At 56.8% G+C, this 22,948-nt stretch carries 25 protein-coding genes; 13 read left to right on the top strand and 12 right to left on the bottom strand.

Annotated features, from left to right (window positions below):
- Positions 1-38: 38 nt before the first annotated feature.
- The gene (locus FHU12_RS12105; protein WP_016928208.1) at positions 39-617 is read right to left on the bottom strand and encodes a YceI family protein; all 579 of its coding nucleotides are present in this window, start codon (positions 615-617) and stop codon (positions 39-41) included.
- Between the two features lie 23 nt (positions 618-640).
- Complete coding sequence (locus tag FHU12_RS12100) at positions 641-1,195, bottom strand: cytochrome b (RefSeq protein WP_033646456.1); 555 nt, start codon at positions 1,193-1,195, stop codon at positions 641-643.
- 442 nt (positions 1,196-1,637) lie between these two features.
- Between FHU12_RS12100 and FHU12_RS12095 the strand changes: the two genes are divergently transcribed.
- Positions 1,638-2,696 carry an AI-2E family transporter gene (locus FHU12_RS12095; RefSeq protein WP_141969564.1) on the top strand — a complete coding sequence of 353 codons (1,059 nt, stop codon included), beginning with the start codon at positions 1,638-1,640 and terminating at the stop codon, positions 2,694-2,696.
- Positions 2,697-3,289: 593 nt separating this feature from the next.
- Positions 3,290-3,805, top strand: a complete 516-nt coding sequence (locus tag FHU12_RS12090; RefSeq protein ID WP_260440725.1) for a DUF2778 domain-containing protein — start codon at positions 3,290-3,292, stop codon at positions 3,803-3,805.
- Between the two features lie 333 nt (positions 3,806-4,138).
- Here the strand turns inward: FHU12_RS12090 and FHU12_RS12080 are convergent, their stop codons facing one another.
- From FHU12_RS12080 to pyrC, 8 genes are all read right to left on the bottom strand, one after another.
- A complete protein-coding gene (locus tag FHU12_RS12080; RefSeq protein WP_141969558.1) occupies positions 4,139-5,158 on the bottom strand; it encodes a zinc-dependent alcohol dehydrogenase family protein in 1,020 nt (339 codons plus the stop codon).
- A gap of 3 nt (positions 5,159-5,161) precedes the next feature.
- Positions 5,162-5,278, bottom strand: a complete 117-nt coding sequence (locus FHU12_RS12075) for a DUF2770 family protein (RefSeq protein WP_004927822.1) — start codon at positions 5,276-5,278, stop codon at positions 5,162-5,164.
- Between the two features lie 122 nt (positions 5,279-5,400).
- Positions 5,401-6,027, bottom strand: coding sequence for a response regulator transcription factor (locus FHU12_RS12070; RefSeq protein WP_141969556.1), 627 nt, complete (start codon positions 6,025-6,027; stop codon positions 5,401-5,403).
- 216 nt (positions 6,028-6,243) lie between these two features.
- Positions 6,244-7,359 carry an N-methyl-L-tryptophan oxidase gene (solA, locus tag FHU12_RS12065; protein WP_141969554.1) on the bottom strand — a complete coding sequence of 372 codons (1,116 nt, stop codon included), beginning with the start codon at positions 7,357-7,359 and terminating at the stop codon, positions 6,244-6,246.
- Between the two features lie 140 nt (positions 7,360-7,499).
- Entirely contained in the window at positions 7,500-7,754 is a 255-nt protein-coding gene (gene bssS / locus FHU12_RS12060; protein WP_004927812.1) for a biofilm formation regulator BssS, read from the bottom strand.
- A gap of 206 nt (positions 7,755-7,960) precedes the next feature.
- Positions 7,961-8,242 carry a hypothetical protein gene (locus FHU12_RS12055; protein WP_141969552.1) on the bottom strand — a complete coding sequence of 94 codons (282 nt, stop codon included), beginning with the start codon at positions 8,240-8,242 and terminating at the stop codon, positions 7,961-7,963.
- A gap of 130 nt (positions 8,243-8,372) precedes the next feature.
- Positions 8,373-8,612 carry a DNA damage-inducible protein I gene (dinI, locus tag FHU12_RS12050; RefSeq protein ID WP_033638037.1) on the bottom strand — a complete coding sequence of 80 codons (240 nt, stop codon included), beginning with the start codon at positions 8,610-8,612 and terminating at the stop codon, positions 8,373-8,375.
- Positions 8,613-8,687: 75 nt separating this feature from the next.
- Positions 8,688-9,734, bottom strand: a complete 1,047-nt coding sequence (pyrC, locus tag FHU12_RS12045; RefSeq protein ID WP_141969550.1) for a dihydroorotase — start codon at positions 9,732-9,734, stop codon at positions 8,688-8,690.
- A gap of 213 nt (positions 9,735-9,947) precedes the next feature.
- Between pyrC and FHU12_RS12040 the strand changes: the two genes are divergently transcribed.
- On the top strand, positions 9,948-10,235 hold the full coding sequence (locus FHU12_RS12040; RefSeq protein WP_141972975.1) for a putative quinol monooxygenase: 288 nt from the start codon (positions 9,948-9,950) through the stop codon (positions 10,233-10,235).
- A 60-nt stretch (positions 10,236-10,295) separates the two neighbouring features.
- On the opposite strand, the gene rne is transcribed toward FHU12_RS12040, so the two are convergent.
- Positions 10,296-13,640, bottom strand: a complete 3,345-nt coding sequence (gene rne, locus FHU12_RS12035; protein ID WP_141969548.1) for a ribonuclease E — start codon at positions 13,638-13,640, stop codon at positions 10,296-10,298.
- 552 nt (positions 13,641-14,192) lie between these two features.
- Between rne and rluC the strand changes: the two genes are divergently transcribed.
- Complete coding sequence (gene rluC, locus FHU12_RS12030; protein ID WP_141969546.1) at positions 14,193-15,152, top strand: 23S rRNA pseudouridine(955/2504/2580) synthase RluC; 960 nt, start codon at positions 14,193-14,195, stop codon at positions 15,150-15,152.
- Positions 15,153-15,158: 6 nt separating this feature from the next.
- On the opposite strand, the gene FHU12_RS12025 is transcribed toward rluC, so the two are convergent.
- Positions 15,159-15,740 (bottom strand): Maf family protein, encoded by a 582-nt coding sequence (locus FHU12_RS12025; protein WP_141969544.1) that lies wholly within the window; start codon positions 15,738-15,740, stop codon positions 15,159-15,161.
- A gap of 141 nt (positions 15,741-15,881) precedes the next feature.
- Here FHU12_RS12025 and yceD point away from each other — a divergent pair, with 141 nt between their 5' ends.
- The 9 genes from yceD to pabC all read left to right on the top strand — a co-directional run bounded on the left by yceD (position 15,882) and on the right by pabC (position 22,943).
- Positions 15,882-16,403, top strand: coding sequence for a 23S rRNA accumulation protein YceD (gene yceD / locus FHU12_RS12020; RefSeq protein ID WP_004927780.1), 522 nt, complete (start codon positions 15,882-15,884; stop codon positions 16,401-16,403).
- A gap of 16 nt (positions 16,404-16,419) precedes the next feature.
- On the top strand, positions 16,420-16,587 hold the full coding sequence (gene rpmF, locus FHU12_RS12015; protein WP_004927778.1) for a 50S ribosomal protein L32: 168 nt from the start codon (positions 16,420-16,422) through the stop codon (positions 16,585-16,587).
- A gap of 11 nt (positions 16,588-16,598) precedes the next feature.
- Positions 16,599-17,633, top strand: a complete 1,035-nt coding sequence (plsX, locus tag FHU12_RS12010) for a phosphate acyltransferase PlsX (RefSeq protein ID WP_141969542.1) — start codon at positions 16,599-16,601, stop codon at positions 17,631-17,633.
- Positions 17,634-17,639: 6 nt separating this feature from the next.
- Entirely contained in the window at positions 17,640-18,593 is a 954-nt protein-coding gene (locus tag FHU12_RS12005) for a beta-ketoacyl-ACP synthase III (protein WP_060418432.1), read from the top strand.
- Between the two features lie 18 nt (positions 18,594-18,611).
- Positions 18,612-19,541: an ACP S-malonyltransferase gene (fabD, locus tag FHU12_RS12000; RefSeq protein ID WP_015377451.1), complete on the top strand. Its 930-nt coding sequence runs from the start codon at positions 18,612-18,614 to the stop codon at positions 19,539-19,541.
- 11 nt (positions 19,542-19,552) lie between these two features.
- A complete protein-coding gene (fabG, locus tag FHU12_RS11995) occupies positions 19,553-20,287 on the top strand; it encodes a 3-oxoacyl-ACP reductase FabG (protein ID WP_016928193.1) in 735 nt (244 codons plus the stop codon).
- A gap of 154 nt (positions 20,288-20,441) precedes the next feature.
- Entirely contained in the window at positions 20,442-20,678 is a 237-nt protein-coding gene (gene acpP / locus FHU12_RS11990; protein ID WP_004719003.1) for an acyl carrier protein, read from the top strand.
- Positions 20,679-20,760: 82 nt separating this feature from the next.
- A complete protein-coding gene (fabF, locus tag FHU12_RS11985) occupies positions 20,761-22,002 on the top strand; it encodes a beta-ketoacyl-ACP synthase II (protein WP_141969540.1) in 1,242 nt (413 codons plus the stop codon).
- A 143-nt stretch (positions 22,003-22,145) separates the two neighbouring features.
- Positions 22,146-22,943, top strand: coding sequence for an aminodeoxychorismate lyase (gene pabC, locus FHU12_RS11980; RefSeq protein WP_141969539.1), 798 nt, complete (start codon positions 22,146-22,148; stop codon positions 22,941-22,943).
- Positions 22,944-22,948: the final 5 nt, after the last annotated feature.

Here is a 22,948-nt window from a genome sequence, read left to right as displayed (position 1 = left end):
GAAATAAGAAGCCCAGCCGCCAAAGCCGGGCTTTTTTTTTATTTCTCGCGCACGCCTTCTACGGAGATGATCAGCTCAACGTCTTGCGAGGCCGGGCCCAGATCGGTAGTGATACCGAAATCTTTCAGCTTGATCTTGCCGTTGGCCTCAAAGCCGGCGCGGTAGCCGCCCCACGGATCGTTGCCCTGGCCAATCAGTTTGGCATCCAGCGTGACCGGCTTGGTGACGCCGTTCAGCGTCAGGTTGCCGACCACCGCATAGCCGTCGCCGCTTTTCTTCACTTCGGTGGATTCAAACTTAGCCTGTTTGTTCTTTTCCACATTCAGGAACTCGGCGCTGCGCAGGTGCTTGTCGCGCTCGGCGTGGTTGGTGTCGACGCTGGCGGTATTGATGGTCACGTTGACCTTGTCCTTGGACGGATCTTTTTCGTCGAAGGTGAAGCCGCCGTCGAAGTCTTTAAAGCTGCCGTATAGCCAGCTGTAGCCCAGGTGCTGGATGCGGAATTCGATAAAGGCGTGCTGGCCCTGTTTGTCGATCTTGTAGTCCGCCGCCAGTGCGGAACCGGCGCTCAGCAGCAGGGCGCCTGCGGTCAGGCCCAATACGGTCTTTTTCAACATAGCAATCTCCATAAATCCAAAGGTTAATCGGCGCTGCTACCCAGCATCCGTTTCAAAGTGACATCACGATCGATAAAGTGATGTTTAAGCGCGGCCAAACCATGCAGTACTGAGAGCACTACCACGGCCCAGGCCAGGTAAAGGTGAATGGCACCGGCGGTATCGGCTTGCTCCGCCATACCGGTCACGGTGGCGGGCACGTCGAACCAGCCGAACACGCTGATCGGTTGACCGTCGGCGGTCGAGATCAGATAGCCGCTGATCAGAATGCCGAACAGCACGGCGTATAACGCCAGATGCGCGAGGATGGCGCTGACGCGAGTGAGGCGGCCATAGCTGGCCAGAGGCTTGGGTGGCGGCGAGACAAAGCGCCAGATCACGCGGATCACCATGACGATGAACAGCAGTGCGCCGATACTTTTGTGGATTTCCGGCGCCTGGTGGTACCAGACGTCGTAATAGCCCAGCGTCACCATCCACAGACCGAGCGCGAACATGCCGTACACCGTTAGCGCCACCAGCCAGTGGATCAACACTGACACATGGCCGAAACGATCGGCGGTATTTTTCCAGAGCATCCTGTTTCCTTCGATTACCGATTGGCTGGTTGCAATAATTAAACTTTAGGAAACATAAAATCAATAATAAATTTAACTATGTTACTTCTTAGAAATATTAGTCAGTGAATTTGTTTGAGATGTTCGGGGTTCATCAGATAAATCGTTGAAGATGATATTATTTCCTTCACATAACAATTATGCTAGTTGTTGAAAATTAGGCTTATTATCTATTAATGTCAGCTTTTGTCATTTTACGTAAACTGTCCATGAATTGCTCGGTGGGATTATTTGATGGCAAAGGTTATGCCTATTTCTTGCGGCAAAGAGCAGGGCGAAAAGATTAATTTTTTCGAACGGTTGCGCTAAATCCTCTGCGGCGTGACGGTGGATTTTGCTACCATTAGCGCCAAACGTCGGCTCTTGGTGGCCGGTTAACCCAGTGAAATAACAAGGAAACGTCATGGGCCGAACCCGTGTAACCGACAACAGCCTGCGTTTGGCCGTCCTGCTGGCGATGCTGGTGATCATTCTGGCTGGGGTAAAAGCCGCCGCCGACATTGTGGTGCCGTTTTTACTGGCGGTGTTCCTCGCCATGGTGCTGAACCCGCTGGTGGCGATGCTGGAACGCCGCCGGGTGCCACGCATCGTCGGGGTGACGTTGCTGGTGACGGCGGTGATCGTGGTCGTGATGCTGTTTATCGGCATGCTGGGCGCTTCGCTAAACGAGTTCGCCCGCTCGCTGCCGCAGTACCGCGGCATGATGATCGAGAAACTGCGCGAGCTTCAGCATTACGCCGATCGCTTCAATATCAGCCTCTCCAGCGAAGCGATGCTGCAGTATGTCGATCCCAGCGCGGCGATGAATCTGGTCACCCGCATGCTGGGGCACCTGTCTGGCGCCATGACCAACGTCTTCCTGCTGCTGATGACCGTGGTGTTTATGCTGTTCGAAGTGCAGTTGCTGCCTTACAAGCTACAGCAGGCGCTGGATAAGCCGAACGAGGGGCTCGCCGCGATGCGGCGGGCGCTGGACGGTGTGACGCGCTATCTGGTGATTAAAACCATCATCAGCCTGGCCACCGGGGTGATCGTCTGGATCTTCCTGGCGGCGGTCGGCGTGCGCTTCGCCTTTATCTGGGGGCTGCTGGCGTTTCTGCTCAACTATATTCCCAACATCGGCTCGGTGTTGGCCGCCATTCCGCCGCTGATTCAGGCGCTGCTGTTCAATGGATTGGGCGATGCGCTGGTGGTGGCGGGCGGCTTTATCGCTGTCAACATGGTGATCGGCAATATCCTCGAACCGCGGGTGATGGGGCGCGGGCTGGGATTGTCGACGCTGGTGGTGTTTCTGTCGCTGATCTTCTGGGGCTGGCTGCTTGGCCCGGTGGGTATGCTGCTGTCGGTGCCGTTGACGATCGTGGCGCGCATCGCGCTGGAGACCACCGAAGGCGGCTATCGGCTGGCGGTTATCCTGGGCGACGGCCGCCCGCCGCGCCAGCCTCCGGCGTCGCCGGAGTGAGGAAGATTTTGCCGCCACGTTGAGCCCAGAGTTGTTAATACGCTTTGAATAAGCCACCCAACGGTGGCTTAACGTTTAAACTGTTAGTGCAGACTGGGAACATTGGCTAATCAGTAAAAAACTACAACCACTTAGACCACTTTACATAGGCGACACAAACAACGATAGCCCAGATGAGAGTGAGATAAAAACCAGAGTTTGGGAACACTGAAACGAAAATAACCCCGCCGATAATAATGAGTACGATAGGGATTAGGTAAGCGAACGAGTTACCCAGCCATTCAATCAACCACTTCATTTTGTGAGTACCTAAAGCTCAGAAAGGTTTTCTATTTTACTCCTGAAGACTATACGGGTAACAACAGTAATATCACCTCGGTAAATTAGCGATATCCAAGGGATTCGTAAATTTTATCTTTATCCATATTATTTTCAATATATATAGTGCGGTAGTGATTAATGACAGGAATTATGGGTGAGACAGCGAGTGAAATACTTTTGCGAGCACAGTGAGAACTGCTATACATACTAAGAAAAGAGGTAGAGTACATAAATGTACCAAGCATAAGGATATGCGCATGTTGATAATGAGGATGAGTTACAACGATCTTTCAAAAAACGGAGGAGAAGCGAAGCTCCACGTCTATGGGCTAGGTACTTTCCCCGTGTTTTCTGGTAGGCAGCTGTACACAAATGATCCCAACTGTACCTACATTGAGAACAGTGCAATACCTGTTGGTCGTTATTGGGTGGTTGACAGGCCGAGAGGTAGTCTAGCCAATCAAATTCGTTCGTGGGTGCTTGACCAGTACACAGGAAACGATCATAGCGACTGGTTAGCTCTGTTCAGTGCTCAAACAATGAGTGACAGCATGTTTGTAAATAAGATCGCACGTGGTAGTTTTAGATTGCATCCGCTCAGACCAGATGGCCGCGGTTATAGTGAAGGGTGCATTACGTTTGTAAGTCGTCTGGATTTTTACAAGGTCCGTCGCTTCATCCTGGGAATGAAGCTGATTAGAGTTCCTGGGTCACGCAGTACTATGATGACCTATGGTTTTGTTGATGTGCAAGGGGAGAGCAAGTTTGAAAAATGCATCGTTCGTTAAGAATATAATACTGTATATTGCATGTTTCATTACTGCTTTCTGTTTCTCACGCTATGGGATGCCACTGTATAGCTTAACGTCACTCATCATAGATACCTCTCAACAACTCTTTGGCAGGTACCAAACAGGTTTCTATGAAATGGACGCAGATCCACTGACATTCAGTACGCTGATATTCACTGTGGCTTTCTATGCTTTGGTTCTATTCGGTTTGGTAAAGATGGCATTAAGACAATTCAGATAAATACAGAATGTGCGATGTGCTAACAAAAGTGCATCTCACCACTAATAAGTTTGCATTAACGGAAAAGGCGCGTTTTCCTCCATGGCATTTTATTTATTGGGGACCCCGTTGAATAAGGACTCTTCCACCGCAATCGTCTCCGATGCCGTCGGCGTAAGGAATATTTTGCCGCTGACGCCGGGCTGGGCGGCGTGCTGCAGCGCCGCTGCGTACTGATGCAAAGGGTAAATCGCGGCGGGTGGGCGCAGCGCCAGCTGGCCGCGCCGCAGCAGCTGGAATAGCTGATAAAACGCCGTTTGCCACTGCGCCGGTGCCGCCTGCGCATTCCATTTACGTAGGTGAAACAGCGAAGCGCGCAGCTTCAATTCGTCCACCACGCGCCGCCAGTCTACCTGGCAGCCGCTCAGCAGGCCCAGCGCCACAAAATCGCCGCCGGTGCGGACCGCTCGTGCCAGCTGCAATCCGTCTTCTCCGCCGATGCAGTCGATAGCGGCGCGGGCGCCAAAGTGGGTCATTTGCGCCAGCTGAGGCGCTTCGATAACGCGCCAGGCGCCGGCGGCCAGCAGCGCCGGGCGATGAGCGACGTTGCGCACCACCACTGCCAGACGAATACCACGCAGCGCCGTCATCTGTGCCAGCAGCAGGCTAACGGCGGAGCCACCGCCGTTGAGCAGCAGCACGTCGCCGGCGTTGAGCGGTAGCCATTGCGTCAGCAGCACCCAGCAGGTGAGCGGGTTGATATAGATTTGCGCCGCGCTGGCATCGTCGATGTCGTCCGGTACCCAGACCACCCGTTCTTCAGGCAGCGTGACGAAGGTTTGCCAGCTGCCGTCATCCGCTACCGCCAGCGCGCGTCGGCCGGTCGAGCGTCCGCTTTGCAGATCGACGATGACGCCTACGCCTTCATAGCCCGGCACCTGCGGCAGGGCGATGCGGTGCGCGTATTGGCCGTGAATCGGGATCAGGTCGGAAGGGTTGATCGGGGCATAGCGCATCTGCAGTAGCCGCCGGCCGGGGCGCAGCGGCGGCCGGCTCGTCTGCTGCAGCGTCAGCACCTGGGCGGGATCGCCGAAGCGGCTGAAGCTCAATCGGGGAAATGACGACGGCATGGGTTACATCACGAAGAAAAAATAGACATCCAGCGCCAGCAGCACCAGCCACAGACAAAGATACAGCACCAGGTGCTCACGCACGTTGTTGACGATAGCCGCCAGTATTCGGTTTAACATTTCAGCCGCCTGAAGAAAGAGACCTTTGATTATAGTCCTTTTCTCGGCACCTTTTATAGCGGGGCGCGCGTGAGCGCTGGAAGAGCGGCGATAAAAAAGCCTGCGTTATCGCAGGCTTGATGTTACACCGCCAGCAGCGCCAGCGGCGTCGAATTCGTTGGCGCGCTTGGCGGGTAGAAATAACGCAGCACGTTATACAGCGAGTAGAACTCCAGCCGGTTACGCGCGTTGATCTTCTCCGTGATGTGACGCTTGTGCACATACACCGTATGCGAGCTGATCTGCAGCTTTTTCGCGATGCGGTAGTTGGGCATTTCCGCCATCCAATATTTCATCACCGTCAGTTCCTGCGGGCTGAACAGGGAACGCTCTTCACCGTCATCGGCCAGCGCCAGCGGATTTTCGCGCAGCGTGCGCAAGGTGAGCGGCAGAATGCTTTTATTGAACAAAAAGGCGTTATCGGCGATGCGCATCGGCGTTTCGCTGTAAGGGTAAGGTGTATCGAGATAGATAAACAGCGAGGCAGACTGGCTGGCTTCCATAAATGCCAGCAGCTGCGCGTCTGCTTCGTTATAGCGGCACTGGTTGCTGAGGTTCACCAGAATATGGCTCGGCTGAAAGCTGGCCAACAGCGGCGTAGCGTGCTCAATGCTGTGGCAGCACTTGATCGTCGTAATCCCACTATCAGCAAAGTAGCTGGCTATACCGACCCGGGTGAAGCAGCATTCGTCCACGACAAGTAGTTTCATGGTGACGTCCTTGTTGAAAGCCGATGGAGCATATCTTCTGTAAAATAGGACTTACACTGCAAGTGTTCAATTCGGAAATTCAAATGCTGAATACAAGAAATTTCCGTTATCAGAAATTTTACTTGGTATTTAAAAGAGTTAGCAGGTTAATAAATTGTAACCGCCAAATTTCGCTGTCCAGGGCTCGACGGCAACCTGGACAGCGAAATCCTTCGCTTAGCTAAATCGTTTCAGACCAAAGCTGGCGACGTCGACCGGCGGCGCTTTGTCCTGCGCGAACAGCGCGGCAATCTCACCCAACGCGCTGGCGAACTTGAAGCCGTGGCCGCTCAATCCGCTGATGACCATCAGGCGATCGCACCCCGGCAGGGTATCGATAATAAAGTCTTCGTCGGGGCTCATGTCATAACTGCAAGCTTCGCCGTGTAAACATACGCCTACACCCGGCAAAAACTGCCGCAGGAAGGTGAAAACTTCGGTGCCGTCGCTGGCGTAGCTGCCGAAGGGTTTACGCTGCTCGGGGGCGTCCATCGGCTGGCCGCCGTCGTGTTTGCCCACTTTCAGGCCGTCGTTATCCGCCGGGAAGCCGTAATAGTGCGTGCCGTCTTGCGCCTCGACGGTAAAGGCCGGGAAGCGATTGTTCACGCTATAGCGGCCGTCTGCCTGATGCCAGGAGAAGACTTTGCGCAATGGTGCAACCGGCAACTGCGGCAACAGCGCTTTCACCCAGGTGCCGGCGGTGACCACCGCTTTTCGCGCCGTGAAACGCCCTTCGCCGGTGACGACTTCAACGCCGCCCTCGATGGGGTTCACCGCGCTGACCGGGCAGTTGAACAACTGGCTGCAGCCGGCCTCTTTCGCCAGCTTGATCAGAGTGGCTATCGCCAGCTCGGCACGCAGGAAGCCGGCGTCGGGCTCGAACACGCCGACATAACCTTCCGGGGCCCGGAATTCCGGCCAGCGTTGAGCGATCTGTTCGGCACTGAGGGTTTGCGCGTTCAGGCGGAATTTTTGCGCGCTCTGCTGAGCATTGCGAATGAAGTCGGAGTGCTGTGGCCCCAAATTGAGGACGCCGCACGACTGGAACAGTTCTTCGCCGGATTGTTGAATCAGCGCATTCCACAACGCCTGGGCGCGCAGCACCAGCGGCACGTACTTTTCACCTTCGCCGTAAGCGTGACGGATGATGCGGGTATCGCCGTGATGGCTGCCGTTGCGGTGCGGGGGAATGGCGCTGTCGATCATCAGCACTTTCAAGCCGGCCCGGGTAGCGTAATACCCTGCCGCTGCGCCGACGGAACCGCTGCCCACCACAATCAAATCATATTCCACGTGCCCACCCTCTCTGATAACGATTTCTTATCGCTCCATGATAAAAGGTTGGCGAGTGCAATGCACTGATTGAACGGCGAAAGGCAAAGAAAAAGGCGCCGGGAACGGTCGCGGCGCCTTAGGGGGTAGGGAACGATGAATCAATGTTTTCTGCGATCAAGATCCTGGTAATCCGTAGCTTCAATTTTGGCGATGCCGGCCTCTAAGATATTGATTAATTGACGGGCGACATCGGTGGTCAGCCAAAGCGTTCGGTCTACTTGGGCTTCTTCTGGCGTTTGGTCTAGTGAAGACAGGTAATGAAGGCGTATCATCATGGCGTCGTAAACGTCGACAGTACTGATATCCCAACCGACAAGCGGGTGCGTCTGAATTACTTCATCATTTCTGTCCATAAAGACCCCTTATTGAGTAGTAACTACCGTGAGTGACTAACGAGGATCAATGCGGCTCATCATCATGATGAGCAATTACAGTATACGCATCCGCCTCCATCGGTGGAGGGGGTTGTCACCTAAATTTGCAAAATAAATATTTATTTGAACAATTATTCTACAAATTTGTGTGTGGGCATGAGGATGATGAGTGAGGCGCAGTGGCGTTATTCCGCGCCGCTGCTGGGAGGGGGCGAGCCGTGCAGGCATTTTTCCAACTCTTCGGCCAAATGGGCGAAATGTTTCTGCGTTTCGGCGTCGCGGTTCTGGCTGTGTGATTCCAGCTTCAGGCTGTGGATCAGCCGTTGGTTGGCTTTGTCATCCAGGCTGAAGGCCAGATAAGAGAAAGCCACCTCCAATACGTTCAAGCGCCTTTTCTGATCGGCAATCAGTGCCAGCAGTTCGCCAAACGTCATCGCGTCTTCGGATTTCACCTTGTCCGGGGCCATGCTTACTCCTTTGCGTTAAATACAGCGCTGAGGCGGATTTTGTTCCAGAGTAAGGGTAAGCGATGAATGGACAGGGCGCCAGAAACAAAAAAGCCGGAGAGCGACCCCCGGCAAAAACAGCATTGCAGTGTTATTCTGCGCTGAACCATTCGTCCGCGCTTTCCCAGGTTTCCTGAAGGATTTCCTCGATCAGGTCCCGGTCGGTTTTGGCGCCCCCCAGCACGGAGAGCCCGTTGGCGCCGGCATAACGTACGTGCACGACGGCGTCTGGAAACTGGCGATTGACCCGTTTGCCCAGTTCACCGGTCAGCGCCTCAATGGCGCCCGACGGCAGTGGCCGGGTTTTATCTATAGTGACTTCAACACGCATAATTGCCCCCGAAGCGATTTACTGTTTATTTATACAGTTAACCGAGCGCGGGGGCAAGAGGGCGAAGCAAAAATATCAGTCTTTCAGCGACCAGTTCAGGGTTTCACCGGCCAGGAAGGGGATCACGGATTCATTGCCCAGGGCGATCTCTTCCGGTTGGGTGGTCGGCACGCGCTGCAGCTCGATGAAGTCTTCGTTGAGCGGCAGGCCATAGAAGCGTGGGCCGTTGAGCGAGCAGAAGGCTTCAAAGTGCTCCAACGCGCCGAGTTGTTCGAACACGGCAGCGTAAGCCGGGATGGCATTCGGCGCGTTGAAGCAGCCGGCGCAGCCACAGCTGGATTCTTTGCGGTGCTTGAGATGCGGCGCGGAGTCGGTGCCGAGGAAGAAACGATCCGAACCGCTGGCGACCGCCTGACGCAGCGCTTCCTGGTGGACATTGCGCTTGAGGATCGGCAGGCAGAACAAGTGTGGGCGAATGCCGCCGACCAGCATGTGGTTGCGGTTGAACATCAGGTGCTGTGGCGTGATGGTGGCGCCGAGGAAACGATTGCCTGCCTGCACATATTGCGCCGCTTCTTTGGTGGTGATGTGCTCGAAGACGATCTTCAGCTCTGGGAACTGGCGGCGGATAGGTTCCATGACCTGCTCGATAAAGCGCGCCTCGCGGTCGAAAATATCGACGGCAGGATCGGTCACTTCGCCGTGGATCAGCAGCGGCATGCCGATTTTTTGCATCTGCTCGAACAGCGGATAAATGCCGGTCACGTCGCTGACGCCGTGGCTGGAGTTGGTCGTGGCGTTGGCAGGATACAGCTTGGCGGCGGTAAACACCCCTTGCTCGAAACCGCTGACCAGTTCGCTGGCCGCCAGAGAGTTGGTCAGGTAACAGGTCATCAGCGGAGTGAAGTTGTGGCCCTGCGGGACCGCCGCCAGAATGCGATCGCGGTAGGCGCGCGCGGCGGCCACGGTCGTTACGGGGGGAACCAGGTTCGGCATCACGATCGCCCGGCCAAATACCTGGCTGGTATAGGGCACCACCGTTTTCAGCATCTCGTCGTCACGCAGGTGGATATGCCAGTCGTCTGGGCGGCGGATTTTCAGAACTTGAGGTTGTGCGGTCATCTAGCTAGGCTCCGGCGGTCAAATACGTCTAATGAAAAGCGAATAATGGGTTTATTCACGCCGGGGTGTAAGGATAAGCGGAAAGTGCCTGAGATGCATCTGTTTGTTGGCGACAAGTTGAAATCAATAGGGCGGCGGGCGCATAGTGGCAGAGATTTCAACGATGCCGACGCCAATACCGTCGACCTTCATCAAGTGGAAAGGGAGAAAGCAATGGAAGTACGCGTTATCGCCACCCTGCAAGCGAAAGCGGGATTTGAGGCCGCAGTCAGTGAAGCGGTGCACGACATTATCGAGCCGAGCCGCCAGGAGCTGGGCAACCTGCAATATGATTTGCATCGCGATCTGGAAAAAACGGGCGTTTTTGTGTTCTTTGAGCGTTGGGCCAGCAGCGAGGCGCTGGACAAGCACAATGAGACGGCGCATTTTCAGCAGTTCGTCAGCCGGCTTGACGGCAAGTTGGATGTTCTGGACATCAAAAAGCTGAAGAAGATCGCCTGAGCATTTTACAGGCAAGAAAAAACCCGCCGATGGCGGGTTTTTTTAGGGTTACAGATTAACTTATTCGTTAACCGGCTGCGGCTTGGTGGCCGGCGCGGTGGCCTGGCTTACCGCCGAATGGCCGCCGGCTGAGCCTTTGCCTTCAAAATTGAAGGAAGGGCGTTGCCAGTCGCTGTGTTTGCGCTCTTCCGGCTGGTAGGCCGGCGCAGGCGCTTTGGTCATCGGCGCAGTGGCGATGTGTTTGTACAGCACGTCCTGCACGGCTTTCACCGGTGCCGGCTGCTGAGCTACCACAGGCGCAGGTTCGGCGATTGGCGCTGGGGCTTTTTCGACCGGAGCGGCTTCTACGGCGGCTGCCGCAGGTGCGGCTTCTACCACTGGCGTTTCTTCCGCTGGCGTGGCTTCTACCGGTGCAGTTTCGACCACCGGTTCGTCTTCCGCTGGTGCAGGTTCAACCACTGGCTCTGCAGCTACGGTTTCAGCCACCGGCTCGGCTTCCACTGCCGGGGCAGTCTCTTCCGCTTTCGGCTCTTCAACTGCGGCAGGTGCCGGGGTTTCCTCTGCCGGGATAGCAACGACAGGCGCTACGGCTACAGCTTCTTCCGTTACGGTGACGGCTGCAGTTTCAACGGTGGCTTCTGGTGCCGGCTCGTTGACGTTGGCCGTGGTCTGAGTATCTTCCACGGCAACGCTGTGCTGTTCAACCGCTGCGGCGACAACCGGTGCCTGTTCTACGGCTTCGGTTTGCACTTCGGCTTCTTCAACCTGAGCAACCGGGTAGCTCACCCAGACTTTACCTGACGCCATTTCCGGCGAAGCGAACGCGCCCGCCAGCGGCATTGGGGATTGCAGCGGGTAACGCTCATCACGGTAACGACGGCGGCGCTGGCCGCTGACGCGCAGGTGACGCGGTGAACGACGGGAGCGACGCGGCATGCCTTCGCCATTGCCGCGGTTTTCGCCCTGGGCATCGTCTTCCGGCTGAGCGGCAACGGTTTCCGGCAGCAGCTTGACGCTGTCGTCGGTAGTCGGCTGCGCGTCTTCGGCTTTCGCTACCGGCGCTTTCGGCGCCAACAGCTCTTCCGCTGCACGCTGCAGTTCTTCTTCCGCAGACAGGATACGCACTTTCTGCGACAGAGGGCGGCGCTGGCGGCGCTGCATGTTCTGCTGCTGGCGTTCTTCCTGCTCTTCGTCGGTGCTCTCGACCGCTTCAACGCTTTCCAGCGCTTTCACTTCCTGCTGAGCCTGACGTTTCTCTTCCTGACGACGACGCTGGCGTTCAGCACGCTGCTCACGACGCTGCTGCTGATCTTCGCGTGGCGCTTTAGCGCTTTCTTCCGAGGCGGTTTCTTCCGCGACCGGCGCGTTCTGCTGCTGGTTACGGCGGTTACGGCGCTGCTCATCGCGGGATTCACGCGATTCACGGCCTTCGCGGTTCTCACGTGGTTCCCGGTTGTCGCGCTCGCGATTGTCACGGCCTTCACCGCGCTCTTTACGCTCGCCGCGTTCCGGACGATCGCCTCGCTCACCGCGCTCTTTACGGCCGGTGCCTTGACGGCGCTGACCGCGACGATCCTGACGACGGTTTTCACCGTTACCTTCCGCTTTCGGCGTTTCGGCCGGTTTGGCTTCTTCGACGGCAGGTTGTTCTTCACCGGCGAACAGGCTCTTCAGACCCCCGAACAGGCGGCCCAGGAAGCCCGGCTTGGCGGCGACCGGCGCTGCTGCTTGAACCTTGGCGGCGGCAGCAGCAGGCTTGGCCACGGCGACAGCTTCTTCAGCCGGCGGCGGCGCATCGGCGGACAGGGAGAAGGAAGCCAGGGCCGGTTGCTCCGGACGCTTGCGTTCCATCGGCGCATCTTCCAGCGGGCGCTCCATGTCTTCTTCGTGCAGTTTCGGCAGCAAGTAGCTCAGGGTAGAGGTTTCCTCGCCCTTGCGTACGCGCAGCACCGAGTAGTGAGGGGTTTGCATTTCATCGTTCGGCACGATGACGGCTTTCACGCCGCCCTGACGTTTTTCGATCGCGCTGACGGATTCGCGCTTTTCGTTCAGCAGGTACGAAGCGACCTGAACCGGCACGATTGCGTGAACTTCTTTGGTGTTTTCCTTCAGCGCTTCTTCTTCGATCAGGCGCAGGATGGAAAGCGCCAGCGATTCGTTGTCGCGGATGGTGCCGGTGCCGTTACAGCGCGGGCAAACGTGGTGGCTGGACTCGCCCAGCGACGGGCTGAGGCGCTGACGCGACATTTCCAGCAGGCCGAAGCGGGAGATGCGGCCGATCTGGATACGCGCGCGGTCTTGGCGCACGGCGTCGCGCAGACGGTTTTCCACTTCGCGCTGGTGGCGTACCGGCGTCATGTCGATGAAGTCGATGACGATCAGGCCGCCGAGGTCGCGCAGGCGCAGCTGGCGAGCGATCTCGTCCGCCGCTTCCAGGTTGGTGTTGAACGCCGTCTCTTCGATGTCGCCACCACGGGTTGCGCGTGCGGAGTTGATGTCGATGGCGGTCAGCGCTTCGGTGCTGTCGATGACGATCGAGCCGCCGGACGGCAGGCGCACTTCGCGCTGGAAGGCGGATTCGATCTGCGATTCGATCTGGTAGTGGCTGAACAGAGGAATTTCACCGCTGTACAGTTTGATTTTGCTGCTGAAATCCGGGCGGCCCAGCGCAGCGATGTGCTCTTTGGCCAGATCGAGAATTTTCGGGTTGTCGATCAGGATTTCGCCGATGTCCGGGCGCAGGTAATCGCGGAAGGCGCGCACGATAACGTTGCTTTCCTGGTGGATCAGGAATGGTGCAGGGCGGCCTTCGGCGGCTTTTTTAATCGCTTCCCAGTGCTTCAGACGGAAGGAGAGATCCCACTGCAGCGCATCGGCGGATTTGCCTACGCCCGCGGTGCGAACGATCAGGCCCATGCCGTCCGGCAGTTGCAGCGAAGAGAGCGCTTCTTTCAGCTCGGTGCGATCGTCACCCTCGATGCGGCGAGAAATACCGCCGGCGCGTGGGTTGTTCGGCATCAGCACCAGATAGCTGCCCGCCAGGCTGATGAAGGTGGTCAAGGCAGCGCCTTTGTTGCCACGTTCTTCTTTGTCTACCTGAACGATGACTTCCTGGCCTTCGCGCAGCACATCTTTGATGTTCGGGCGGCCATGGGAAGAGTAATTGCTAGGGAAGTATTCGCGGGCGATTTCTTTAAGAGGGAGAAAACCATGTCGTTCTGCGCCGTAGTCCACGAACGCTGCTTCAAGACTTGGCTCAATGCGGGTGATTTTGCCTTTGTAAATATTCGCTTTTTTCTGCTCATGACCCGGACTTTCGATATCCAAATCATACAGCCGCTGTCCATCTACGAGGGCAACACGCAACTCTTCCTGCTGAGTTGCGTTAATCAACATTCTTTTCATCTTAACTTACTCGTTATTTTTACATTATCGACAAAGCTGCGGGCAAAATAACCTCATGGCCGGAGTTAAACCGAAAGCCCCGTGTCTTCTCGCAAAGCCGTCAACCTCACGGTTGTCGCCTGCATAGGGGCGCATTATCTCGGTAAGCCTGCTTTTCTTTGTGAAAGACAGCACTTTTACTAGGGGAATAGCCTCTGATTTACGTCGACAGATCTGATTCCATTTGCCGGCCAAGCTGCAACCCGCAGCCCGCTAATTGTTTGATTTCGCATTACGTCTTACGCCATTGCTGCGTTTTTGCGCGATCAGACAAATTTTATAATTCCACCGTTTTCCCTGTTTAACGAGAATCAACGCGGAAAGTAACTGCATTATTCCACTGCTGATGCCGTTATAGCAAGGTGACTTTTCCTTAACTGCGGAAGAAATCGCAAACGTTCAAATCGGCTTGCTGCCTTATTGTCCGCTGGGGTTTCGTCCGCCGTCAGAGAGACAGTTAAGCACAGAAAAAGATGTGGCGCTATTCACGCGCTCTATTTAGAATCCCGCACCATGAAAACGAACAATCCAGCAGTACAATTCATCACGATTTCCGACGACGAAGCCGGTCAGAGAATCGACAACTTTCTGCTCGCTCGCCTGAAAGGCGTGCCGAAGAGCATGATTTATCGCATCGTGCGTAAAGGCGAGGTGCGGGTAAATAAAGGGCGCATCAAGGTCGAGTACAAATTGGCGGCCGGCGACGTGGTGCGCGTACCGCCGGTGCGCGTAGCCGAGCGCGAAGAGGCGCCGGTGTCGGCGAAGCTGGATAAAGTGGCCGCGCTGGCCGACTGCATTCTGTATGAAGACGACCACCTGCTGATCCTCAACAAACCCTCCGGCACCGCGGTGCACGGCGGCAGCGGTCTGAGCTTCGGCGTGATTGAAGGGCTGCGCGCGCTGCGCCCGGAAGCCCGCTTCCTGGAACTGGTGCATCGTCTGGATCGCGACACCTCCGGCGTGCTGCTGGTCGCCAAAAAGCGTTCCGCGCTGCGTTCGCTGCATGAGCAACTGCGGCTGAAAGGCATGCAGAAGGATTATCTGGCGCTGGTGCGCGGCCAGTGGCAGTCTCACTGCAAGGCCGTCCAGGCACCGCTGTTGAAAAACATTCTGCAAAGCGGCGAACGTATCGTACGTGTCAATAGCGAAGGCAAGCCCTCGGAAACCCGCTTCAAGGTGGAAGAGCGTTACGAATTCGCTACCTTGGTGAAGGCCAGCCCGATCACCGGGCGTACTCACCAGATCCGCGTGCACACTCTGCATGCCGGGCACCCGATCGCTTTTGACGATCGCTATGGCGACCGCGAGTTCGATCGTCAGCTGGCGGGTACCGGCCTGAAGCGGCTGTTCCTGCACGCCGCGGCGCTGCGCTTCGAGCATCCGGCCACCGGCGAAACGATGCGTATCGAAGCGCCGATGGATGAAGAACTGCGTCACTGCCTGCAGGTGCTGCGCCGGCAGGCGACCAAATAATCCGTGTCAGACCAGCGGGTTGATGCCTTCAGCCCGCAACATCGCCAACAGCGCGATCAACGGCAGGCCGATCAGGGCGTTCGGGTCCCGGCCTTCCAGCCTGTCGAACAGCGCGATCCCCAATCCCTCGCTCTTGAAACTGCCTGCGCAGTTCAGCGGTTGCTCCAGACGGACATAGGCGGCGATCTCTGCTTCGCTCAGCGCGCGAAAATGCACGTGGAACGGCTCGCACAGGGCCTGCAGCTGCTTGCTGCGGCTGTTGTACAGCGCCAGGCCGGTATAGAAGGTCACGGCCTGGCCGCTGGCCTGGCGCAGCTGCGCCCGGGCGTTCACCTCGGTATGGGGCTTGCCGGTGATGCTGCCATCGATCACGCAGACCTGATCGGAACCGATGATCAGATGCTCGGGATAGGCGAGGGCCAGCGCCTGAGCCTTCGCTGCCGCCAGGCGCAGCACCAGCGCTTCGGCGCTTTCATCCGGCAGTGGGGTTTCATCCACCTGCGGCGCGGCGCAGTCGAAGGGCAGCTGCAGCTTCTCCAGCAGCATTTTTCGATAGGGGGAGGTGGAGGCTAAAAGCAATCTCTGCATAATTTTTTTCGCAAACCGTAGCGTAAATGGGTACGGCATTTTAAACTGTCGGCCGCTGTGGAAGCGAATATTGGTGAAAGGAGCCGTTTTACGGCCTTTTTCTTTGACTCTATGTCGTTACAAAGTTAATATGCGCGCCCTATGCAAAAGGTAAAATTACCCTTGACCATTGATGCGGTACGTACCGCTCAGAAACGCCTGGACTATGCTGGTGTCTATGCGCCTGAGCAGGTTACTCGTGTTGCCGACTCCGTGGTCAGTGTGGACAGTGATGTCGAGGTGTCGTTGTCGTTTAATATCGACAATCAGCGCCTCGCGGTGATAACAGGGCATGCGGACGTCACGGTAACGTTGATGTGCCAACGCTGTGGAGTCCCGTTCGAACATCAGGTTCACACAACATATTGTTTTAGCCCGGTCGTCAATGATGAGCAGGCTGAGGCATTACCGGAAGCGTACGAACCGATCGAAGTTGACGAGTTTGGCGAAGTCGATCTGTTGGCAATGATTGAAGATGAAATTATTCTTTCACTGCCTGTCGTTCCGGTACATGAATCTGAACACTGTGAAGTGTCCGAAGCGGACATGGTATTTGGCCAACTGCCTCCTGAGGCGGAGAAACCGAATCCGTTTGCCGTATTAGCCAGTTTAAAGCGTAAGTAATTGAGGAGTAAGGTCCATGGCCGTACAACAGAATAAACCAACCCGTTCCAAGCGTGGCATGCGTCGTTCTCACGATGCTCTGACCACGACTACTCTGTCTGTAGACAAAGTATCCGGTGAAACTCACCGTCGTCACCACATCACTGCCGACGGTTTCTACCGCGGTCGCAAGGTTATCGGCTAAGTAGCGATACCTTGACTCGTCTAACCCTGGCGTTAGATGCAATGGGCGGGGACTTCGGTCCCTGCGTCACAGTGCCTGCTTCGTTGCAGGCACTGGCCTCTAATTTACAGCTTCATCTCCTGCTGGTCGGCAATCCCGACGTCATCTCCCCTTTGCTTGCCCACGCCGATCCGGTTCTTCTGGAGCGTCTGCAAGTCGTGCCCGCCGAGTCTGTGATTGCCGGCGACGCCAAACCTTCACAAGCGATACGCGCCAGCCGCGGCACGTCGATGCGCATTGCGCTCGAACAGCTCAGCAGCGGCAATGCGCAGGGCTGCGTCAGCGCCGGTAATACCGGTGCACTGATGGGATTGGCGAAGCTGTTGGTCAAGCCGCTTGACGGCATCGAGCGCCCGGCGCTGATGACGGCGATCCCGAATCAGCAACGCAGTAAAACCGTGGTGCTGGATCTGGGCGCCAACGTCGAGTGCGACAGCACCATGCTGGTGCAGTTTGCCGTGATGGGCGCAGTGATGGCGGAAGAGGTGATCGGCATTACCCAACCGCGGGTGGCGCTGCTGAATATTGGCGAAGAAGAGACCAAAGGCCTGGATAATATCCGCGAAGCGGCCGCTGTGCTAAAAAATACTCCGGCAATCAACTATATTGGTTACCTGGAAGGAAACGAACTGCTCACCGGCAAGACCGACGTTTTGGTCTGCGATGGCTTCGTGGGCAACGTCACCCTGAAAACCATGGAAGGGGTGGTCAGGGTATTCTTATCGCTGCTGAAATCGTCCGGCGACGGAAACAAGCAAGCGTGGTGGCTGAAATTGTTGGGCCGTTGGTTGCAAAAACGGGTGGTTAAGCGGTTCGGCCACCTGAACCCCGACCAGTATAATGGCGCATGTCTGTTAGGATTGCGCAGCACCGTAGTCAAGAGCCACGGCGCTGCGAACCCTCACGCGTTTGCAGTCGCAATCGAACAGGCTGTGCAGGCGGTGCAGCGGCAAGTCCCGGAAAGGATTGCTGCGCGCCTTGAGGCTGTATTACCTAAGAGTGACTGATCGTACATGTATACAAAGATTCTCGGTACGGGGAGTTATTTGCCCGTACAAGTGCGCACCAATGCTGATTTGGAAAAAATGGTGGATACCTCTGACGAGTGGATCGTCACGCGTACCGGTATCCGCGAACGTCGCATCGCCGCTGCGGATGAAACCGTTGCGACGATGAGCTTCCAGGCCGCCGAGAAAGCGCTGGAAATGGCAGGTGTGGCTAAAGAAGACATTGGGCTGATCGTCGTGGCGACCACCACGACCACTCACGCGTTCCCGAGCGCAGCGTGCCTGGTGCAGCAAATGCTGGGCATCAAAGACTGCGCGGCGTTCGATCTGGCTGCGGCCTGTGCCGGCTTCACTTACGCGCTCAGCGTGGCCGATCAGTACGTGAAAAACGGCGCGGTCAAACATGCGCTGGTTATCGGCGCGGACGTCTTGTCGCGCACGCTGGATCCTGAAGATCGCGGCACCATCATTCTGTTTGGCGATGGCGCAGGGGCGGTGGTGCTGGGGGCTTCTGAAGCGCCGGGCATTCTGTCTACCCATCTGCACGCCGACGGCAGCTACGGCAACCTGCTGACGTTGCCGTACAAGGATCGTCAGAATCAGGACAAGCCGGCCTATGTCACCATGGCGGGCAACGAAGTCTTCAAGGTTGCGGTCACCGAACTGGCGCGCATCGTCGACGAGACGCTGCAGGCCAACAACCTGGACCGCAGCGAGCTGGATTGGCTGGTGCCGCACCAGGCCAACCTGCGCATCATCAGCGCAACGGCGAAAAAACTGGGCATGGGGATGGACAAAGTGGTGGTGACGCTCGATCGTCACGGCAACACGTCTGCCGCCTCGGTGCCTTCCGCACTGGACGAAGCAGTGCGTGACGGGCGAATTCAGCGTGGCCAACTGGTGCTGCTGGAAGCCTTTGGCGGCGGCTTTACCTGGGGCTCGGCGCTGGTTCGTTTCTGATTTGGACAGGAAGAAAAAATGACGCAATTTGCTTTTGTTTTCCCGGGCCAGGGGTCGCAGACCGTTGGCATGCTGGCCGAGTTGGCCGCACAGTTCCCGATCGTCGAAGAAACCTTCGGCGAGGCTTCTTCCGCCCTGGGTTACGACCTGTGGCAGCTGGTGCAGCAAGGCCCGGCGGAAGAACTGAACAAAACCTGGCAGACCCAACCGGCTCTGCTGGCTGCCTCGGTGGCGATTTTCCGCGTTTGGCAGCAGCAGGGCGGTAAAGCGCCTGCGCTGATGGCGGGTCACAGCCTGGGCGAATACTCGGCGCTGGTCTGCGCCGGCGTGCTGGACTTCAAGGCGGCAATCCGTCTGGTCGAGCTGCGCGGCAAGCTGATGCAGGAAGCGGTGCCGGAAGGTACCGGCGCGATGTACGCCATCATCGGTCTGGACAACGACGCGATCGCCAAGGCGTGTGAAGAGTCTGCGCAAGGGCAGGTGGTTTCTCCGGTCAACTTCAACTCGCCGGGCCAGGTGGTCATCGCCGGCAACAAAGAAGCGGTTGAGCGCGCAGGCGCCGCCTGTAAAGCCGCCGGCGCCAAACGTGCCTTGCCGCTGCCGGTGAGCGTGCCTTCGCACTGCGCGCTGATGAAGCCGGCCGCCGACAAGCTGGCCGTGGCGCTGCAGGACATCACCTTCAACGCGCCTCAGGTACCGGTGGTGAACAACGTCGACGTGCGCACCGAAAACGATCCGGAAGCGATCCGCAGCGCGCTGGTACGTCAGCTGTACAGCCCGGTGCGTTGGACCGAAAGCGTAGAGTTTATCGCAGCACAGGGCGTGACGTCGCTGCTGGAAGTGGGGCCGGGCAAAGTGCTGACCGGTCTGACTAAACGTATTGTTGACACCCTGACGGCTGCGGCGGTGAACGACACCGCCAGCCTGTCGGCGGCGCTTGAACAATAAAGAGGAAAATGATGAGCTTCGAAGGTAAAATCGTTCTGGTCACCGGCGCAAGCCGCGGTATTGGCCGAGCTATTGCAGAAACGTTTGTGGCACGCGGCGCCAAAGTGATCGGTACCGCGACCAGCGAGAGCGGCGCTGAAGCGATCAGCAGCTACCTGGGCGCAAACGGCAAAGGGTTTATGTTGAACGTTGTTGATGCGCAATCTATCGACAGCGTGCTGGCATCGATTCGCGCCGAATTTGGCGAAATCGACATTTTAGTGAATAATGCCGGCATCACGCGTGATAACCTGCTGATGCGTATGAAGGATGACGAGTGGGAGGATATCCTCGACACCAACCTGACTTCCGTATTCCGCCTGTCAAAAGCGGTAATGCGCGCTATGATGAAAAAGCGGTTTGGCCGTATCATCACCATCGGTTCCGTTGTCGGCACCATGGGGAACGCAGGGCAGGCGAACTACGCGGCGGCTAAAGCCGGCCTGATTGGTTTTAGCAAATCTTTGGCACGTGAAGTTGCTTCACGTGGCATTACGGTCAACGTCGTGGCACCTGGCTTTATTGAGACGGACATGACACGGGCGTTGACAGATGATCAACGCGCAGGCATTTTGTCATCAGTTCCAGCCAACCGGCTGGGCGATGCTAAAGAAATCGCCAGCGCTGTTGCATTTTTGGCCTCTGATGAGGCCGGCTACATCACCGGTGAAACGTTACATGTCAATGGCGGCATGTACATGATTTAAAAAATGTGAAAACCATTTGCGTTATTTGAGGCAAAAACCGCAAAATAGCGTAAAATCGTGGTTTGACCAGCCGGGATTTAGTTGCATCTTTTTCAGCATTTTATACACTACGAAAACCATCGCGAAAGCGAGTTTTGATAGGAAATTTAAGAGTATGAGCACTATCGAAGAACGCGTTAAGAAAATCATTGTTGAGCAACTGGGTGTTAAACAGGAAGAAGTTTTGAACAACGCTTCTTTCGTTGAAGATCTGGGCGCTGATTCTCTTGACACCGTTGAGCTGGTAATGGCACTGGAAGAAGAATTCGACACCGAGATTCCAGACGAAGAAGCTGAGAAGATCACTACTGTTCAGGCAGCTATTGATTTCATCAACGCTAGCCAGCAGTAAGAGAACATATCTAGGCGGTCGTTCGACCGCCTAAGTTTTTTCTATCCCTAGTGTCATATTTTTCCCTCCCTGGAGGACAAACGTGTCTAAGCGTCGAGTAGTTGTGACCGGACTGGGCATGTTGTCTCCTGTCGGCAATACGGTAGAGTCCACGTGGAACGCTCTTCTTGCCGGTCAGAGTGGCATCAGCCTGATCGACCATTTCGATACCACTGCCTATGCGACCAAGTTTGCTGGCCTGGTAAAGAATTTTAATTCTGAGGATTTCATCTCTCGCAAAGATGCGCGCAAGATGGATGCCTTTATCCAGTACGGTATCGCTGCCGGCATGCAAGCCATGCAGGATGCAGGTCTGGACATCACCGAGGCTAACGCCAGCCGTATTGGAGCCGCGATCGGTTCCGGCATCGGCGGCCTGGGTTTGATCGAAGAAAACCACAGTTCACTGGTTAACGGTGGCCCACGGAAAATCAGTCCGTTCTTCGTGCCCTCCACCATCGTGAATATGATTGCAGGCCACCTGACAATCATGTACGGCATGCGTGGCCCAAGCATTTCCATCGCCACCGCCTGTACTTCAGGTGTGCACAACATCGGCCATGCGGCGCGTATCATTGCTTACAATGATGCTGACGTGATGCTGGCCGGTGGGGCAGAGAAAGCCAGCACCCCATTGGGCGTCGGTGGCTTTGGCGCAGCGCGTGCCCTGTCCACCCGTAATGAGAACCCGCAGGCGGCGAGCCGTCCGTGGGATAAAGACCGCGACGGCTTCGTGCTGGGCGATGGCGCCGGCATGATGGTGCTGGAAGAGTACGAACACGCGAAAAAACGCGGCGCGAAAATCTATGCCGAAGTGGTTGGCTTTGGGATGAGCAGCGACGCTTATCACATGACGTCACCACCGGAAAACGGCGCAGGCGCTGCGCTGGCGATGGAAAATGCCTTGCTTGATGCCGGTGTGACCTCGTCACAAATCGGTTACATCAACGCACACGGCACGTCTACGCCGGCGGGCGACCAGGCGGAAGCGCAGGCGGTGAAATCCGTCTTCGGCGCTGATGCCCAGCGCGTGCTGGTGAGCTCGACCAAATCGATGACCGGCCACCTGTTGGGTGCGGCGGGCGCGATCGAGTCTATCTTCACCGTGCTGGCGCTGCGCGATCAGGCGGTACCGCCAACCATCAACCTGGATAATCCGGATGAAGGTTGCGATCTGGACTTCGTGCCTCACGAAGCACGCCAGGTCAGCGATATGGAGTACACCTTGTGTAACTCCTTCGGCTTCGGCGGCACCAACGGCTCGCTGATCTTCCGCCGAGTGTAACTCGCGCGGTTGTTCGCTGATGAAAGCCCGGTTTTTAACCGGGCTTTTTTACGCCTATCGTTTGGGGCCCAACAGGGCTGCGTATTGCCTCGTCGCCTGTTATTCTGCGAGCGTAATGAAATCACCCGGCAACAGGAGGAAGCATGTACTGGATTAACGGACAACGCCACGATGCGCTGGCGCCGAGCGATCGTGGCCTGCAGTTCGGCGATGGCTGCTTTACTACCGCCCGGGTTGTCGATGGCAAAATCGAGCTGCTGCCCTGGCATCTGGAGCGGCTGCAGCAAGCAGCACAGCGGCTGATGCTGCCTGCCACCGATTGGCGGGCTTTCGAGCAGGAGATGGCGCTGGCGGCCGAATCAATTCCGCTCGGCGTGGTCAAAGCGATACTGACGCGCGGCAGCGGCGGGCGGGGCTACAGCCCGACGGGATGCGAAAACCCGACGCGCATCGTTGCCCGCAGCAGCTACCCTGCGCACTATTTGCAGTGGCGCGAGCAGGGCATCACGCTTGCGCTCAGCCCGGTGTCGCTGGCGCGTAATCCGCTGCTGGCGGGGTTGAAGCATTTGAATCGTCTGGAGCAGGTGCTGATCCGCGCGCATCTTGACCAGACGGCCGCCGACGAGGCGCTGGTGCTTGACACTGCCGGTATGCTGGTGGAATGCTGTGCGGCTAATTTGTTCTGGCGTAAGGGAAAAGCGGTGTTTACCCCGGATCTGAGCCAGGCAGGCGTCGCGGGCCTGATGCGGCGGCGGGTGATCGCGCTGCTGGCGGGCTCGGAATACCGTCTGCACTGCGTCAGTGAACCGCTGGAGACGCTGGCCGATGCCGACGAAGTGCTGGTGAGCAATGCGCTGATGCCGCTGCTGCCGGTAAACGCTGCGCAATCATGGCGTTATGCTTCGCGCCAGCTGTATGATTTTTTGCGTCCACACTGTTAACCATG

Origin of the sequence: Serratia marcescens, from assembly GCF_006715005.1 — a bacterium.
Lineage (GTDB): Bacteria > Pseudomonadota > Gammaproteobacteria > Enterobacterales > Enterobacteriaceae > Serratia > Serratia montpellierensis.
The sequence above is the reverse complement of the archived record's forward strand: the minus strand, read 5'-3'. Positions and strand labels throughout refer to the sequence as shown.